A 16,541-nucleotide genomic window follows, 5' to 3' on the forward strand; every position below is an offset into this window, starting at 1 on the left:
TAAAAAATCAACATTATGTTAATAACTTAACCGCTTAAAACATGATTTTAACGGTTATATAGTTTGTGTTTTTATATATTTGCGTGTTAGACAAATAGTACATTTTTTTTAGAATAAAATATATGAGCGAAGAAATCAAGAAGGACAATTATTCAGCAGATAGTATTCAGGCGTTAGAAGGTATGGAGCACGTAAGAATGCGACCATCAATGTATATTGGGGATGTAGGTGTTCGAGGATTACATCATTTAGTTTATGAAGTAGTCGATAACTCTATCGATGAGGCTATGGGAGGTCATTGCGACACCATAAGAGTAGATATTAATGAAGATGGTTCAATTTCTGTTGAAGATAATGGACGTGGTATTCCAGTAGGAATTCATAAAAAAGAAGGGGTTTCGGCATTGGAGGTTGTAATGACTAAAATTGGTGCCGGAGGTAAATTTGATAAAGATTCTTATAAAGTTTCTGGAGGACTTCACGGTGTTGGGGTTTCTGTTGTAAATGCACTTTCAAATCACTTAAGAGCTACGGTTCATAGCAGTGATGGAAAGGTTTATGAGCAAGAATATGAAAAAGGAAAAGCGCTTTATCCAGTGAAACAAATTGGAGAAACGACAAAAAGAGGAACTATTGTAACTTTTTATCCGGATCCAAGTATTTTTACTCAAACAATTGAGTATTCGTATGATACACTTTCGGCACGTATGCGCGAATTGTCGTATTTGAATAAAGGAATTACAATTACATTTACCGATAAGAGAGAAAAAGATAAAGACGGAAATTTTGTTTGTGAAATTTTTCATTCCGATGAAGGTCTAAAAGAATACATTCGTTATTTAGATGGGAATCGTGAGCCAATTATTGCTCATGTAATCTCTATGGATCACGAAAAAGGAGAGATTCCTGTTGAGGTTGCGTTAATTTACAATACCAGTTATACAGAGAATATTTTTTCATATGTAAATAATATTAATACACACGAAGGAGGAACACACCTGCAAGGTTTTAGAACGGGTCTTACGAGATCATTAAAGAAATATGCAGATGCTTCTGGAATGTTAGATAAATTGAAGTTTGATATTTCAGGGGATGATTTCCGTGAAGGATTAACAGCAATTATATCAGTAAAAGTAGCAGAGCCACAATTTGAAGGGCAAACTAAAACGAAGCTTGGAAACAGGGAAGTAGTTTCGCCGGTAAGTCAAGCGGTGAGTGAAATGATTGAAAATTATTTGGAAGAAAATCCAAATGATGCTCGAATCATTGTTCAAAAAGTTATTCTTGCAGCACAAGCGCGTCATGCAGCTAAAAAAGCGCGTGAAATGGTACAACGCAAAACCGTAATGGGTGGTGGTGGATTGCCAGGAAAATTGTCTGATTGTTCAGAACAAGATCCAGCTAAATGTGAAGTATATCTTGTCGAGGGAGATTCGGCAGGAGGAACGGCTAAACAAGGTCGTGATCGTGCTTTTCAAGCGATTTTGCCATTGCGTGGTAAGATTTTGAACGTAGAAAAAGCAATGCATCATAAAGTGTTTGAAAACGAAGAGATTCGAAATATTTTTACGGCTCTTGGAGTTACAATTGGTACAGAAGAAGACAGTAAAGCTTTGAATATTTCGAAACTGCGTTACCATAAAGTAATTATTATGTGTGATGCCGATGTAGATGGTAGTCATATCTCTACTTTAATCTTAACATTTTTCTTCCGTTTTATGAAAGAACTAATTGAAGAAGGACATGTTTATATTGCTGCTCCACCTTTGTATTTAGTTAAAAAAGGGAATAAGAAAGAATATGCTTGGAATGACTTACAACGTGATCAAGCCAATGAAAGAATGGGTGGAAGTGCAGGAATTCAGCGTTATAAAGGTCTTGGAGAGATGAATGCGGAACAATTGTGGGAAACGACAATGGATCCAAGTTTTAGAACATTGCGTCAAGTGAACATTGATAGTTTAGCTGAGGCAGATAGAGTTTTCTCTATGTTGATGGGTGATGAAGTACCACCAAGAAGAGAGTTTATAGAGAAAAATGCAGTGTATGCAAATATTGATGCATAACCATAAAAACAATTAGTATTGTTTTAGATTAAAATAAAATTAACAAACAACCGATAAACCATAAAATATGAAAGTTACTATTGTAGGGGCAGGGAATGTAGGTGCTACTTGTGCGGATGTGATTTCTTATAGAGGAATTGCAAGTGAAGTAGTGTTATTAGATATTAAAGAAGGATTTGCTGAAGGAAAAGCATTGGATATTATGCAGTGTGCTACCAATACGGGTTTTAATACTAAGGTATCTGGTGTTACTAATGATTACTCTAAAACTGCTAATAGTGATGTAGTAGTTATTACTTCTGGAATTCCTAGAAAACCAGGAATGACTCGTGAAGAATTAATAGGAATTAATGCGGGAATTGTTAAGACAGTTGCCGAAAATGTACTTGAATTTTCTCCAGAAGCAGTTATTGTAGTTGTTTCTAATCCAATGGATACGATGACATATTTAGCATTAAAATCAACTGGATTGCCTAAAAATAGAATAATTGGTATGGGTGGAGCATTAGATAGTTCTCGTTTTAGAACTTATTTGTCTATGGCTTTAGGTAAACCAGCAAATGATATTTCAGCAATGGTTATAGGAGGACATGGAGATACGACGATGATTCCATTGACTCGTTTGGCTTCTTATAATGGTATACCTGTTTCTCAATTTCTTTCTGAAGAGGCATTGCAAAAAGTAGCTGCAAGTACTATGGTTGGTGGAGCAACACTAACAGGTCTTTTGGGTACATCAGCGTGGTATGCTCCTGGAGCATCAGTTGCTTTTTTAGTAGATAGTATATTAAACGATCAAAAGAAAATGATTGCTTGCTCTGTATTTGTTGAAGGAGAGTACGGTCAAAATGATATTTGCATCGGAGTACCTTGTATTATTGGGAAAAACGGAGTAGAAGAAATTCTTGAAATTGAATTGAATGATGCCGAAAAAGCATTGTTTGCAAAAAGTGCAGATGCTGTTAGACAGATGAATGATGCCTTAAAAACAATTTTAGCTTAATATTTTAGTCATATAATAGAGAAGACTGCACTTATGCAGTCTTTTTTTTGAGATTAATCAATAAATAAATTGGTTAATCTTATCCATAATTATATATTTGCTCGGTTTAAAATAAATATTATAATTCTTGGGTTTCTATTTTTAGAATTAAAATAAAGTTCAGGACTTGTCTTATAGGGGTTAAAGCAAAAATAAATAAATATAAAATAATTAATTTTTAGTAATAATGCAGAATAAAGGACTTATTAAATTTTTCGCAATTCTATTTGCATTGGTAAGTATTTACCAACTTTCTTTCACTTTTGTTGCAAGCAAAGTAAAAAGTGATGCAAAATCTTTTGCAAATGGAAACTCTGAAAAAGAAGTAAAATATTTAGATTCTATTGGTAAGGAAAGTGTATTTAACTTAGGTTTTACCAACTTTACTTTTAATGAAGTAAGTGACAAGCAAATCAATAAAGGTCTTGACTTAGAAGGAGGAATCAACGTGATTCTTCAAATTTCAGTTAAAGATATATTGAAAGGATTATCTAATAATTCTAAAAACCCAGTTTTCAATAAGTCATTAGCTGACGCTACTGCAGATGTTGAAGGAAATAAATCTTTTACAGATAAGTTTTTTGATGCTTTTGAAGCAAATTCTAAAGGAACTGTAAAATTAGCTTCGCCGGATATTTTTGCTAACAGAAGTTTGCAAGGTGAAGGTGGTGTAGATTATCAAATGACAGATGCACAAGTACAAAAAGTAATCAAAAGAAAAATTGATGAATCTGTAGAAAGTGCTTTTGGAGTATTGAGAAAACGTATTGATAAATTTGGAGTAACTCAACCTAATATTCAAAAATTAGGAGAGACTGGAAGAATTCTTGTTGAACTTCCTGGAGCTAAAGATGTAGATAGAATAAAAAAGTTATTACAAAGTACTGCTCAATTAGAGTTTTGGGAAACGTATAAGATTGATGAAATGGGAAGTTTTTTAATGGCTGCAAATGAGTCATTAAAAAATACTGAAGTTTCAAAGGTAGAGACAAAAGCAGTTGTTAAAGATTCTTTGAGTGCTTTATTAACGGATGGTAAAGATTCTGCTTCTACTAAAAAAGGAAATAATCCTTTATTGGATAAAATAATTGGTCAAGGTGGAGGTCCAGTTTTAGGTCTTTTCTCTCCAAAAGATACAGCTACAGTAAATGGATATTTAAAAAGAGCTGATATAAGAGTATTATTAGCTGCTGATCAACGTTACGCTAAATTTGTTTGGGGTAAATTGACAACGATCAAAGATGCTAAAGCAAAAGATGTTGAAGCTGTTGAATTATATGCTTTAAAAGGAAATAGAGATAATATTCCTGCAATGAGTGGTGGTGTTGTTACTGATGCTAAAGATTCATTTGATCAATCAGGAAAGCCTTCGGTTTCTATGCAAATGGACGGACAAGGTGCTAAAGCTTGGGAAGAATTAACAGGAAGAGCTTATACTCAAAAAAGTAATATAGCAATCGTTCTTGATAATATTGTATATTCTGCTCCAGGTGTTTCTAGCGGACCAATTTCTGGTGGTAGATCTGAAATTTCAGGATCATTTGATGTGACAGAAACTAAAGATTTAGCAAATGTTTTGAGAGCAGGTAAGCTTCCAGCTTCTGCTGATATTGTTCAGTCAGATGTAGTAGGACCATCTTTAGGTCAAGAAGCTATTGACAACGGAACTAACTCAGCACTTGTAGGGTTACTTTTAGTTTCTCTATGGATGTTGGTTTATTATGGTAAAGCAGGTTGGTATGCAAATATTGCTTTGGCAGTTAACTTACTATTCTTATTTGGAATTTTAGCAAGTTTAGGTGCTGTATTGACTTTGCCAGGTATTGCTGGTATTGTATTGACAATGGGTACGGCAGTTGATGCGAATATTATCATATACGAGCGAGCTAAAGAAGAATTAAGAGAAGGAAAATCTTTGAGTGAAGCTGTTGTGGCTTCTTATAGTTGGACAGGAGCAATGCGTTCTATTGTTGATGCGAATGTTACTCACATTTTGATTGGAACAGTTCTTTTTATATTTGGTTCGGGTCCAATTAAAGGTTTCGCAACTACATTATTAATTGGTATTATTACTTCATTGTTTACCTCTATTTTTATAGCTAGGATTTTTATTGATAAAAATATTCTTGGTAAAAATGATTTGTCATTCGTAACAAATTTTTCTAAAAATTTCTTTACTAATTTCCATTTTGATTTCTTAAAAATAAAAAAATGGACGTATTTGTTCTCTGCAATTGTTGTAGTAGTGAGTTTTGTCTCTTTATTTACAAATGGTTTGGATCAAGGAGTAGATTTTGTTGGAGGAAGAACTTTTCAAGTGCGTTTTGAAAAACCAGTTGAAACAGAAGTTGTAAAAGCACAATTGGCAAAAGTTTTTGATGGTAGTGCCGAAGTGAAAGTTTTTGGTAATGACAACCAGTTAAAAATTACAACTAAATATAAAGTACAGGAGCACGGTACAAAAGCGGATGAAGAAGTTAATAAGTTATTATTCGATAATTTAAAAGAATATTATGCTGCTGGATTGACTTATGAGAAATTTGTAAATGCTTATGATGGAAAGAAATTTGGTATTGTACAAGCTTCTAAAGTAGGACCTACAGTTGCAGAAGATATTAAAACGAATGCGTATTGGGCTGTTATTGGAGCTATGTTAATTGTATTTTTATACTTATTAATAAGCTTTAGAAAATGGCAATATGGTTTAGGTGCTATTGCTGCTGTTGCGCATGATGTTATTTTTGTATTAGGAATTTATTCATTATGCTATAAGTTCATGCCTTTTGGAATGGAAATTGACCAACACTTTATAGCTGCGATATTAACAGTTATTGGATATTCTATGAATGATACTGTAATTGTATTTGATAGAGTTCGTGAATTCTTGGATGGTAAAACAAAAGGAACTTTTGGTGAAATTGTAAATAAATCGATTAACTCTACTATGTCAAGAACTATTAATACTTCATTGACTATGATTGGTGTATTATTAATCATGTTCATCTTTGGAGGAGAATCTATTAGAGGATTTATATTTGCTATGTTAGTTGGTATCGTTGTAGGTACTTATTCGTCTTTATTTATTGCAACACCAGTATTGGTTGACACCATATCTAGAGAAGATAAAAAATTAATTGAAAAACAACATCAAGAAAGTTAGTATAACTTTTTTAAATATTTTTAAAGACCCAATTGAAAAATTGGGTCTTTTTTTTTGTCTTAATAAATTGGATTTTATTCAATTTTAATGGTTAAATTTAATAAGGGTATTTATATTTAATCGTTTTTAAATGAATGTATTATGATTAAAAAAATACATTTTGCGCTATTGGTGTTTTTTTTAATTCATGCTTCTTTTGCTCAAAAAAACAAGAATGATTTATTAGTGGGTTTTTCATACGGTTTTGGACATGAATTGAAAAACAAGAACTATACATTTGAAAATAAATTTTATAAAGCACATGTAGGATATATAGTCAAACAACTAAAGCAATTTAGGTGTGAATTAATTTTGGAGCCAGAAATAAATTTAGCCAATCATAAATTGATCAATCCTCTTTTTATTACCAGTGATGATCCTGATTATTTGGTGAAAAGAGAATATTATTCCAAAACTAATAGAATCAATCAGTACATTTTAAACTTTGGAGTTATTTTAAGAAAGCCAATTTCTAATGCCTTTAGTTTTTTTGTTTTGGGAAGTGTGGGACCTTTAATTTCTGATGTTGAAACTGAACGTTTGGCCAAAGGGTTTGCATTGTCAAATACGTTAGCAATAGGATTTGATTTAGAAATTAACAGTTTTACAATTGAAATCAAGCCTAGTTTTCGACATGTTTCTAATGCAGGCCTAAGTAGTCCTAATCTTGGATTTAATACTCAGAATTTTGAATTTGGTATTTTCTACAAATTGTAAATTTTATATTTCTTTTCGTATTCTGTTTTTTTTAAGATTTTATTTACATTTTGAAGTGTGTTCTAGGTTTTGTTTGAGTTGGCCATCATTTTAAATGTGTTAATTATTTTATAAAAGTTTCAAATTTTATATATTTACTTCCTATTGATAGAATCGACTATTTGTTTATATCAAATTAAATACCTCAAATAATGAAAAATAGTATCCGGTTATTTGCTTCTCTTTTTATAATTATATTTTTATCTTCTAGTATCATTCATGTGCATGCTAGTGTCAGTTTTTCTGATCTAAAAGAGAGAATTTATTTAATTGCCCCACCGCCTACAGTAAATACCCCCATTAATTTATGTCAAAATAGTGCAGCAAGCCCCTTAACAGCTACATCTTCTCCCGGTGGGACTTTAATTTGGTATGGGACAAATGCAATTGGCGGTGTAGGTTCTGCATCTGCACCAACTCCTTCTACAACAACAGTCGGCCAGACAAAGTATTACGTAAGTCAGAACGATGGCACAGGAGAGAGCACTAGGGCCGAAATTGTTGTAAATGTAGTCGCTGATAATGGAGCAGCTATTTTATCTTTCAGGTGTGACCCTACGCAAGCTACAACTACCACTTCTGTTTTTTTTGATTGGGCAAATAACCCGCTTATTTCGAATACTTATAATTATTCGTATACTATTAATGGAGGTCCTACAGTTAGTGGAACCACAGGTGTTTCGCATCAAGAGGTTTTTGGTGTATCACCTGGAGAATCAGCAACATTGACCTTGTCATCTGCAACACATCCTTGTGTTCCTCCACAAACATTGACTTGTACTGTTCCTTGTGGAGCTTCTACGATAACTCCAAATTTTCCTGCCATAGCTCCTTTTTGTTTTGGATCGGTAGCTCCAATTTTAGGGCCTACGTCTCCAAATAATATTACAGGTACTTGGTTACCGGCTGTCATTAGCAATACAACAAGTGGTAGTTATGTCTTTACACCAAATCCAGTTTTATTTCCTTGTGCTACTACTCAGGCTTTAAATGTTACGGTTACACCTTTAATTACACCTACTTTTTCCGGTATTCCAGCAACTGTATGCCAAAATGCTATTGCTCCAGTTTTACCTTCTAACTCAAATAATGTGCCTTCTATTTCTGGAACATGGAGTCCTGCTACTGTAGATACTTCAATTTTGGGCCCGGTTACTTATACATTTACGCCTAACCCTGGGCAATGTACTTCAGTAACTTCTACAATGGTTACTATTACAATTGTTCAAAATGTTACCCCAGATTTTGCTTCAATTGCCCCTTTTTGCTCAGGAACAACAGCACCGATATTAACAAGTACCTCTCCTAACGGGATCGTTGGATCTTGGATGCCTGCTACAATTGACAATACTACTAGCGGATCGTATGTTTTTACACCCAATCCAAATCAATGTGCTAGTTCACAGACATTAAATGTTTCGATTATTCAAAAAGCTACACCCGATTTTCAACCTATCTCCCCTATATGTACAGGGACAGCAACTCCTGTTTTGAATAATACGGCACCAAACGGAATTACTGGTACTTGGTCTCCAGCGACAATTGATAACACCGCTAGTGGAAGTTATGTATTTACACCTAATTCAAATCAATGTGCAAATACGCAGACGCTTAATGTTGTAATTACAGCACTTATAAACCCTGGATTTGCTTCGTTTTCAGTTTGTTCAGGAAGTATACCTCCAACTTTAAATCAAACGTCTCCAAATGGAATTACAGGGACTTGGTCTCCTGGAATAGTTGATAATATGACAAGTGCTTCATATGACTTTATTCCAGATCCAAATCAATGTGCTAGTGCTCAAACAATCGATGTTACTGTAATACCGTCTAATACTTTAGTTGATTTCACATGGACTGTAACGGAAGCTTTTGCAGAAAATCAAGTAATTACAATTTCAGCTACCGCAGCAGGGAACTATTCTTATATGCTGGATAGTGGACCGCTACAGGATAGTCCAATATTTGAATATGTTTCTTCGGGCTATCATTCTGTAACGGTTATAGACCAAGGAGGGTGTAGTAACCCAATTACAAAATCAAATATTCTAGTAATTAATTATTCAAAATATTTCACTCCAAATGGAGATAGTTATAATGATACTTGGAATATAGCGGAATTACAAGATGAATTGGGTTCTAAAATTTTTATTTTTGATAGATATGGTAAGTTACTAAAGGAAATTAGACCAAACGGAAATGGATGGGATGGTAATTATAATGGGCAGCCAATGCCAAGCAATGATTACTGGTTTGTAGTTGAATATACAGAACAGAATATTTCAAAAAAGTTTAAATCTCACTTTTCATTAAAACGTTAAAAACAAAAAAACTCCCGCCATGGCGGGAGTTTTTTTTAATTCTAAAATGTGTTTTATGTTTAGATAGTAACAGGTTTTTCAGCAGTGAAGATGAAATAAGCACCAATTAATATAAAAGGAATACTGAGCCATTGACCTGTAGAAAGCAAACCTAAGGCACTTTCAAAACCTCCTTGGCTCTCTTTTACAAATTCTACGACTATTCGTACAGTGAATAATAAAACTAGAAAAAGACCAAATAAGAAACCTGATTTTTCTCTTGCTTCTGTTTTCCAATACAAGAAGAACAAGATAGCAAATACAAAAACATAACAAAATGCTTCGTATAATTGTGCTGGATGTTTAGCAGGTACTTGCTCTAATAAACTAGCAAACTTTGGATTAGTTGCTATCGCATGATAAGCTTCTTTTGGATTTGCAATTTGAGTTGCATTAACAGCATCTCTTGGACTAAAATAATCTCTAACAAACTTTATTCCAAATGATGAAGTTGTTTCTTTTCCAACAATTTCTGAATTGAAAAAATTACCCAATCGTACAAAAATTGCTCCACTTGCAACAGCAATAACAACTCTGTCTAAAATCCATAATAAGGGTCTTTTTAGTATTTTTTTGCTGTAATAATACATTGCAATTATGATAGAAATGGCTGCGCCATGACTGGCCAGCCCTTGATATCCAGTAAATTCCCAGCCAGGGATAAAGCCAAACAAATTTTCTACAGCATTTTCTCTAATAGGTAGAAGAATTTCGACTAAATGATTACGATAATATTCCCAATCATAAAAAAATACATGACCTAAACGGGCTCCAAGTAATGTGGCAAGTACAGTCCAAATGAATAAAGAATCTAGTTTTTCTATAGATTCATTTTCTCGCTCATATATATTTTTCATGATATACCATCCTAATCCAAAAGCAATTACAAACATAAGGCTGTAAAAACGGATTATAAAAAAACCAAGATCAATTCCTTCCGATGGATTCCAAACTATATTTAAAGCGTGTGTCATTATTTTTTATTTTATGTAAAAATACATTTTTTGTTAAGAGTTTCAGTGTGAAATTTAAGTTAAAGATTACTTTTTAAGCTTTTTATAACATTCTGATTTTCATTATGCGGTTAAACTTGATTAATGGTTGCATTTCTTTTTTGGAACAGGGTCATAGCCTGTTTTTCCCCAAGGATGACAACTTAAAATTCTTTTTATACCTAGATAACCACCTCGAAATAGACCATGTACTTGTAAAGCTTCAATCATATAAGCAGAACATGTAGGTTCAAAACGGCAGGTTGCAGGCATAAGTGGAGATAATACTAATTGATACAATCGGACCAATAGTAAAAAAGGAAAAATGAGGATATTTGATAGTATAGTTTTGAAGTGTTGCACTTGATTTCTATTTTTACTTAATGTAATTGACTATCTTAAATTGATCTTTAAATGCTAAAGGTTGTTCCTTCTTTTCCATCTTTCAATTGTATTCCTAAAGCAATTAATTGATCTCTAATTTGATCCGATAGCGCAAAATTCTTATCGGCTCTCGCTTGATTTCGCATGCTAATAAGCATATTAACTGTTCCTTCTAACTTGTCATTACTGTTACTAGCTGAATTTTCGTCTTCTAAGCCTAAAACATCAAATACAAAAGCATGCATAGCTGTTGAAAACAGTTCTAGATCAGAAGCAGTTAATTTTTCTTTTCCGTCATTTAGTAGGTTGATATAACGTACTCCTTCAAATAATTGAGCAATTAAAATAGGAGAGTTAAAATCATCATTCATAGCGTCATAGCAAGATTGTTTCCATGCAGCTATATCAAGTGTACTAGTAGTACTAGAAGTTAGTTGCTTGATAGTATCAATCGCTTCCATCAATCTTTTATATCCTTTTTCGGCAGCAACAATGGCATCGTCAGAAAAATCAAGAATACTTCTATAATGGGCTTGAAGCATAAAGAATCGAGCAACTGATGCCGAAAATGCTTTACTTAATATTGAATTTTCACCAGTCAAAATCTCTCTTGGAAGAATGTTGTTTCCAGTAGATTTTGCCATTTTTTTACCGTTCAAAGTCAACATATTGGCATGCATCCAATAATTTACTGGAGTCTGACCTGTACATGCTTCATTTTGTGCAATTTCACATTCATGATGCGGGAATTTTAAATCCATTCCGCCACCGTGAATGTCAAAATGATTACCAAGATATTTTGTACTCATCGCTGTGCATTCAAGATGCCAACCTGGGAATCCATCACTCCATGGAGACGGCCAACGCATGATGTGTTGTGGCTCTGCTTTTTTCCAAAGCGCAAAATCTTGCGGATTTCTCTTATCCGATTGTCCATCAAGATCACGGGTATTAGTAAGCATATCTTCGATATTTCTTCCACTTAGTCTTCCGTAATGATTTGTTTTATTGAACTTAACAACATCAAAATATACAGATCCATTGGCTTCATAACCGACTCCTGTTTCAATAATTTTTTTGATGATTTCAATTTGTTCAATAATATGTCCAGTAGCCGTTGGCTCAATACTTGGCGGTAAAAAATTAAACGCTTTCAAGATATCATGAAAATCTACAGTATAGCGTTGCACTACTTCCATAGGTTCCAGTTGCTCTAAACGCGCTTTTTTAGCAATTTTATCTTCGCCTTCATCTACATCATCCACAATATGACCTACATCCGTAATGTTTCGTACGTACCTAACTTTGTATTCTAAATGCAATAAATATCTAAAAATAACATCAAAAGACATAAATGTCCTAACATTTCCAAGGTGAACATTGCTGTAAACCGTAGGTCCACATACATACATTCCAATGTTTCCTTCGTTAATAGGAACAAATGTTTCTTTTTCTCCCGAAAGAGAATTGTATATTTTTAAAGATTGATCGTTATATAGAGGCATTTTTATTTTTTTAGGAGCTATTTCCTGCTTTTCGCTGCAATCTTTTTATTTTTGAAAATAAAAATAAAAAGGATTTTCACTTCAATCAGGGCTAGGGCATTATTTGTTTTAAGTAATCCTTCTAGAATTTTGTTTCTAATTTGATATAATCTAAAAATTCTCTTCTTGCTTGAGGTTCTTTAAATTTACCACCAAATTCTGAGGTTACGGTACTACTTTCAATATCACTAATACCTCTTGAGTTTACACAAAGATGTTTGGCATCAATGACACAAGCAACGTCTTGAGTTCCTAATGCTCTTTGAAGTTCTTGAACTATTTGCATTGTTAAACGTTCTTGTACCTGTGGTCTTTTAGAATAATATTCTACAATACGATTCATTTTTGAAAGTCCAATTACTGTACCATTAGAGATGTAAGCAACATGTGCTCTTCCTATAATTGGTAATAAATGATGCTCACAAGTAGAGTAGAGTGTAATGTTTTTTTCAACTAACATTTCACCGTATTTATAATTATTGTCAAAAGTAGATGCTTTTGGTTTTTTTGCAGGATTCAATCCTCCAAAAATTTCTTTAACAAACATTTTTGCAACACGATTTGGTGTGCCTTTCATGCTATCATCTGTCAAGTCCATCCCAAGGGTAATTAGGATACTTTCAACATCTTTTTTTATTTTTTCAATTTTTTCGTCGTCAGTTATTGCAAAAGCATCGTCTCGAACTGGATTTTTTGCACATGAACCAATATGATTATCTCCTATTTCGTCATGAATTTCTTCATTGTTTATCATTAAAAGGTACTGTTATAGTGGGTATATATTTTTAGGATGTAAAGATAATTAATAAAAACTAAAGAATTTCTATAGGCTTTAATAATAAATGGTCTCTTTTAAATGGTATTGGCATAGCTTATGCCATTATTTTGATAATTAAAAAACAAAGGCAATAACTAAATGGTAGTTATTGCCTTTGTAATTAATAGGTTATGTTTTCAGGAGCCCCCTATGGAAAGGATTTTTTTAAAGGTTTCCTTATTTTATTGTACTCTATTTAATTATTTAGAATTATAAGTTGTAATTGCTTCTTTAAGGATGTGTACAGCCGTAATTAAATCTTCTTTTTTCAATACATAGGCTATTCTAACTTGGTTTAAACCAACTCCAGGAGTGGAATAAAAACCAGCAGCTGGTGCTACCATTACCGTTTCACCATTTAAATCGTAAGTTTCTAATAGCCATTGTGCAAAATAATCTGCGTTGTCTATAGGCAACTCTGCGATACAATAAAAAGCTCCTTTTGGAGTAGCTACTTTTACACCCTCTATTTTATTTAATTCGGTAATTAGTGTATCTCTACGTTCTCTATATTCAGATATTACTTCGTCAAAATAACTTTGTGGAGTATCAAGAGCGGCTTCACTTGCTACTTGAGCAAAAGTAGGTGGGCTCAATCTTGCCTGTGCAAATTTCATTGCCGTTGCCATTAGTTCTTTGTTTTTTGAAACAATACAACCAATTCTTGCACCACACATACTGTATCTTTTAGAAACAGAATCAATCATAATGGCGTTTTCCTCTAGTCCAGGAATGTTCATTACAGAATAGTGTAAATCACCATCGTAAGTAAACTCTCTATATACTTCATCAGCAATCAAGAATAAATCGTGTTTTTTTACGATTTCTGCTAGTTGCATGATTTCCTCTTTGGAATACAAATAACCAGTTGGATTACCAGGATTGCAAATAAGGATTGCTTTTGTTTTTGGTGTAATTAATTTTTCAAAATCTGCGATAGGAGGTAAAGCAAATCCAGTGTCAATCGATGAAATAACTGGAACTACCGTTACACCAGATGCTGTTGAAAAACCATTGTAATTGGCATAGAAAGGTTCAGGAATGATAATCTCATCTCCTTGGTCCATAGTACTACCCATTGCAAATAACAACGCTTCAGAGCCTCCAGTAGTAATAATGATGTCTTCAAAATTAATTGGTAAACCTTGGTTTTTGTAAAATTGAGATAGTTTAGTTCTATAGCTTTCAAAACCAGCGGAATGACTGTATTCTAAAACTTCTATATCAAAGTTTTTAACAGCATTGATAGCTACTTCTGGTGTTTTTATATCGGGTTGACCAATATTTAGATGATATACTTTATTGCCTTTTTTCTTAGCAATTTCCGAGTAAGGAACTAATTTACGGATAGGTGATTCAGGCATTAAATTACCTTTATTCGATATTTTTGGCATGATTATAATTGTTGAAATGCAAATTTGCGATTTTTTTCTCAATTTTAATAGGCTTATATCCCTTATTTGTTGTTAAATGTGCAATATTTATCTGTTTTTTTAGTAATTTTATATAAATCATTTCTATGAAAAAAAATCTGCTGTATTTTTTTTTACTCCTTTATTCTTTTTCTACTAATGCTCAAGATGGATTTCATTTTGTGAAAAATAGTAATAAAGTAAGTATTCCTTTTAAATTAATAAATAATTTAGTCTTCATTCCATTAAATGTTAATGGGGTTGAGCTGACTTTTTTATTGGATACAGGTGTTGAAGAGACAGTATTATTTAGTTTAGAAGATAAAAAGGAAATCAATTTAAAAAACATTGAAAAAATAAGTTTAAAAGGGTTGGGAAGTGAAGAAGCTGTTGAAGGACTAAAGTCAACTGGGAATTTATTGGAGGTAAAAGGGATGGAATCGCGGAATCATCTTTTGTATATTATTTTGGATCCGGATTTTAATCTGTCATCTCATATTGGAATTCCTGTAAATGGAATTATAGGATATTCTTTTTTTAAAAATAATCTAGTAGAAATTAATTACGATAAAAAAAGAATATTTTTTTACCATGATAATGGTAAAAACAAGAGAAGGATTGAAAAAAAATATAAAAAATTACCAATTTCCATTGAAAGAGCAAAGCCATATATTGTTGCAAATGTCATGATTGACTCCGTTAATATCGCTTCAAAATTATTGGTCGATATTGGTAATAGTGATGCAGTTTGGCTTTTTCAAAATGTATCTGATAAAATAAAAGTACCAAACAGAAATTTTGAAGATTATTTGGGTAAAGGTTTTAGTGGAGATGTGGAAGGGAGAAGAGCCCGTATTTCAGAATTTATAATTTCCGATTTTAAATTTTCTAATCTCGTTATAGCATTCCCAGATTCGAATTCAGTGAAGCATGTAAAAATGGTACCCAACAGATTCGGTTCAGTAGGGGGTGAAATTTTAAAAAGATTCTCAATAGTTTTTGATTATCCTAACAATAGCTTGTATTTTAGAAAAGGGAAAGAGTACTTCGCTCCTTTTAATTATAATAAAAGTGGAATTGAGATCAGGCACAGTGGAATGCAATGGGTGCAAGAAACCGTTCATCTTCAGACTGTACCAGTATTGGCGGATACTTTTGATTCAAAAGTGGAAAAGAAAACATCTGATTTTCAATATAAATTTAAATTAAAACCTATTTATGAAATAGCAAACCTTAGGAAAAATTCTCCAGCAGCTCTTTGTGGTTTACAATTAGGTGATGTGATAGTTTCTATCAATTCGAATTTAGCTCATAAATATACATTACAGCAAATCAATTCTTTTTTAAAATCGGAGGATGAAAAATGGATTACTGTAGAGGTATTAAGAGAAGGGGTAGTTTTAAAATTTAAATTTCAACTGCAAAATATTTTGTAAAAAAAAACACCTCTTGAACTATTTATCAAGAAGTGTTTTATGTATTGTTTTAGTTCTTAGTTAGCTATAACCTCACCTTTTATTTTTAAAGGGATTCTACCTTCATCATAATTAACAGCATTAGACTCTACAGTAATTGTTTTTCTAATAGGGCCTGCTACCATGTTGTATTTTACTTCTATTTTGGATGATTTACCTGGTAATATGGTGTCCGTTTGTTTCGATAAAATAGTACAACTCGATGTCGATTGCACAGAGGATATAATAAGAGGAGCATTTCCAGTATTTGTAAATACAAATGCTCTTATACCATTATCTTTTCCTTTTGTAATTGTCCCGTAGTCAATCGTATTATTTTCGTCTTTAAAGTCAATTTTAGCTCCGTTTTGTGCAAATCCAATACTACTGAATAATACGACCACTATTAATGTTGCTATTTTTTTCATTTTAAATTTTATTTAATAAAAGTAAATATACTTTGTTTTAATTAGAGCACAAATTTTTATTTCCCTTTTTATAGTGTACTTTATTAT

Annotated in this window: 12 protein-coding genes; 6 read left to right on the plus strand and 6 right to left on the minus strand. The window is 32.7% G+C overall.

Annotated elements, in window-relative coordinates; translation table 11 throughout:
- Positions 1–122: 122 nt before the first annotated feature.
- The 5 genes from gyrB (at position 123) to AB3G39_RS06495 (ending at position 9,384) form a co-directional block, all read left to right on the plus strand.
- A complete protein-coding gene (gyrB, locus tag AB3G39_RS06475) occupies positions 123–2,066 on the plus strand; it encodes a DNA topoisomerase (ATP-hydrolyzing) subunit B (protein WP_367771520.1) in 1,944 nt (647 codons plus the stop codon).
- Between the two features lie 67 nt (positions 2,067–2,133).
- Positions 2,134–3,069 (plus strand): malate dehydrogenase, encoded by a 936-nt coding sequence (gene mdh, locus AB3G39_RS06480; protein ID WP_367754649.1) that lies wholly within the window; start codon positions 2,134–2,136, stop codon positions 3,067–3,069.
- Positions 3,070–3,295: 226 nt separating this feature from the next.
- Entirely contained in the window at positions 3,296–6,268 is a 2,973-nt protein-coding gene (gene secDF, locus AB3G39_RS06485) for a protein translocase subunit SecDF (RefSeq protein ID WP_367754647.1), read from the plus strand.
- Positions 6,269–6,409: 141 nt separating this feature from the next.
- Positions 6,410–7,024, plus strand: a complete 615-nt coding sequence (locus AB3G39_RS06490; RefSeq protein WP_369764606.1) for an acyloxyacyl hydrolase — start codon at positions 6,410–6,412, stop codon at positions 7,022–7,024.
- Positions 7,025–7,215: 191 nt separating this feature from the next.
- Complete coding sequence (locus AB3G39_RS06495; RefSeq protein ID WP_369764607.1) at positions 7,216–9,384, plus strand: T9SS type B sorting domain-containing protein; 2,169 nt, start codon at positions 7,216–7,218, stop codon at positions 9,382–9,384.
- Positions 9,385–9,443: 59 nt separating this feature from the next.
- On the opposite strand, the gene lgt is transcribed toward AB3G39_RS06495, so the two are convergent.
- The 5 genes from lgt to AB3G39_RS06520 all read right to left on the minus strand — a co-directional run bounded on the left by lgt (position 9,444) and on the right by AB3G39_RS06520 (position 14,554).
- On the minus strand, positions 9,444–10,397 hold the full coding sequence (gene lgt, locus AB3G39_RS06500; RefSeq protein ID WP_367754641.1) for a prolipoprotein diacylglyceryl transferase: 954 nt from the start codon (positions 10,395–10,397) through the stop codon (positions 9,444–9,446).
- Positions 10,398–10,517: 120 nt separating this feature from the next.
- Positions 10,518–10,760, minus strand: a complete 243-nt coding sequence (gene yidD / locus AB3G39_RS06505; protein ID WP_367774162.1) for a membrane protein insertion efficiency factor YidD — start codon at positions 10,758–10,760, stop codon at positions 10,518–10,520.
- A 65-nt stretch (positions 10,761–10,825) separates the two neighbouring features.
- Entirely contained in the window at positions 10,826–12,304 is a 1,479-nt protein-coding gene (gene cysS, locus AB3G39_RS06510; RefSeq protein WP_369764608.1) for a cysteine--tRNA ligase, read from the minus strand.
- A gap of 121 nt (positions 12,305–12,425) precedes the next feature.
- Positions 12,426–13,097, minus strand: coding sequence for a GTP cyclohydrolase I FolE (folE, locus tag AB3G39_RS06515; RefSeq protein ID WP_367754637.1), 672 nt, complete (start codon positions 13,095–13,097; stop codon positions 12,426–12,428).
- A 263-nt stretch (positions 13,098–13,360) separates the two neighbouring features.
- A complete protein-coding gene (locus tag AB3G39_RS06520) occupies positions 13,361–14,554 on the minus strand; it encodes a pyridoxal phosphate-dependent aminotransferase (RefSeq protein ID WP_367771505.1) in 1,194 nt (397 codons plus the stop codon).
- 125 nt (positions 14,555–14,679) lie between these two features.
- Here AB3G39_RS06520 and AB3G39_RS06525 point away from each other — a divergent pair, with 125 nt between their 5' ends.
- Positions 14,680–16,008 carry an aspartyl protease family protein gene (locus AB3G39_RS06525; RefSeq protein ID WP_369764609.1) on the plus strand — a complete coding sequence of 443 codons (1,329 nt, stop codon included), beginning with the start codon at positions 14,680–14,682 and terminating at the stop codon, positions 16,006–16,008.
- Positions 16,009–16,064: 56 nt separating this feature from the next.
- Here AB3G39_RS06525 and AB3G39_RS06530 read toward each other — a convergent pair whose 3' ends face one another.
- Positions 16,065–16,454 (minus strand): DUF1573 domain-containing protein, encoded by a 390-nt coding sequence (locus AB3G39_RS06530; protein ID WP_367771499.1) that lies wholly within the window; start codon positions 16,452–16,454, stop codon positions 16,065–16,067.
- Positions 16,455–16,541 lie beyond the last annotated feature (87 nt).

It is taken from the genome of Flavobacterium sp. WC2416, from assembly GCF_041200095.1.
In the GTDB taxonomy this organism is placed as follows: domain Bacteria; phylum Bacteroidota; class Bacteroidia; order Flavobacteriales; family Flavobacteriaceae; genus Flavobacterium.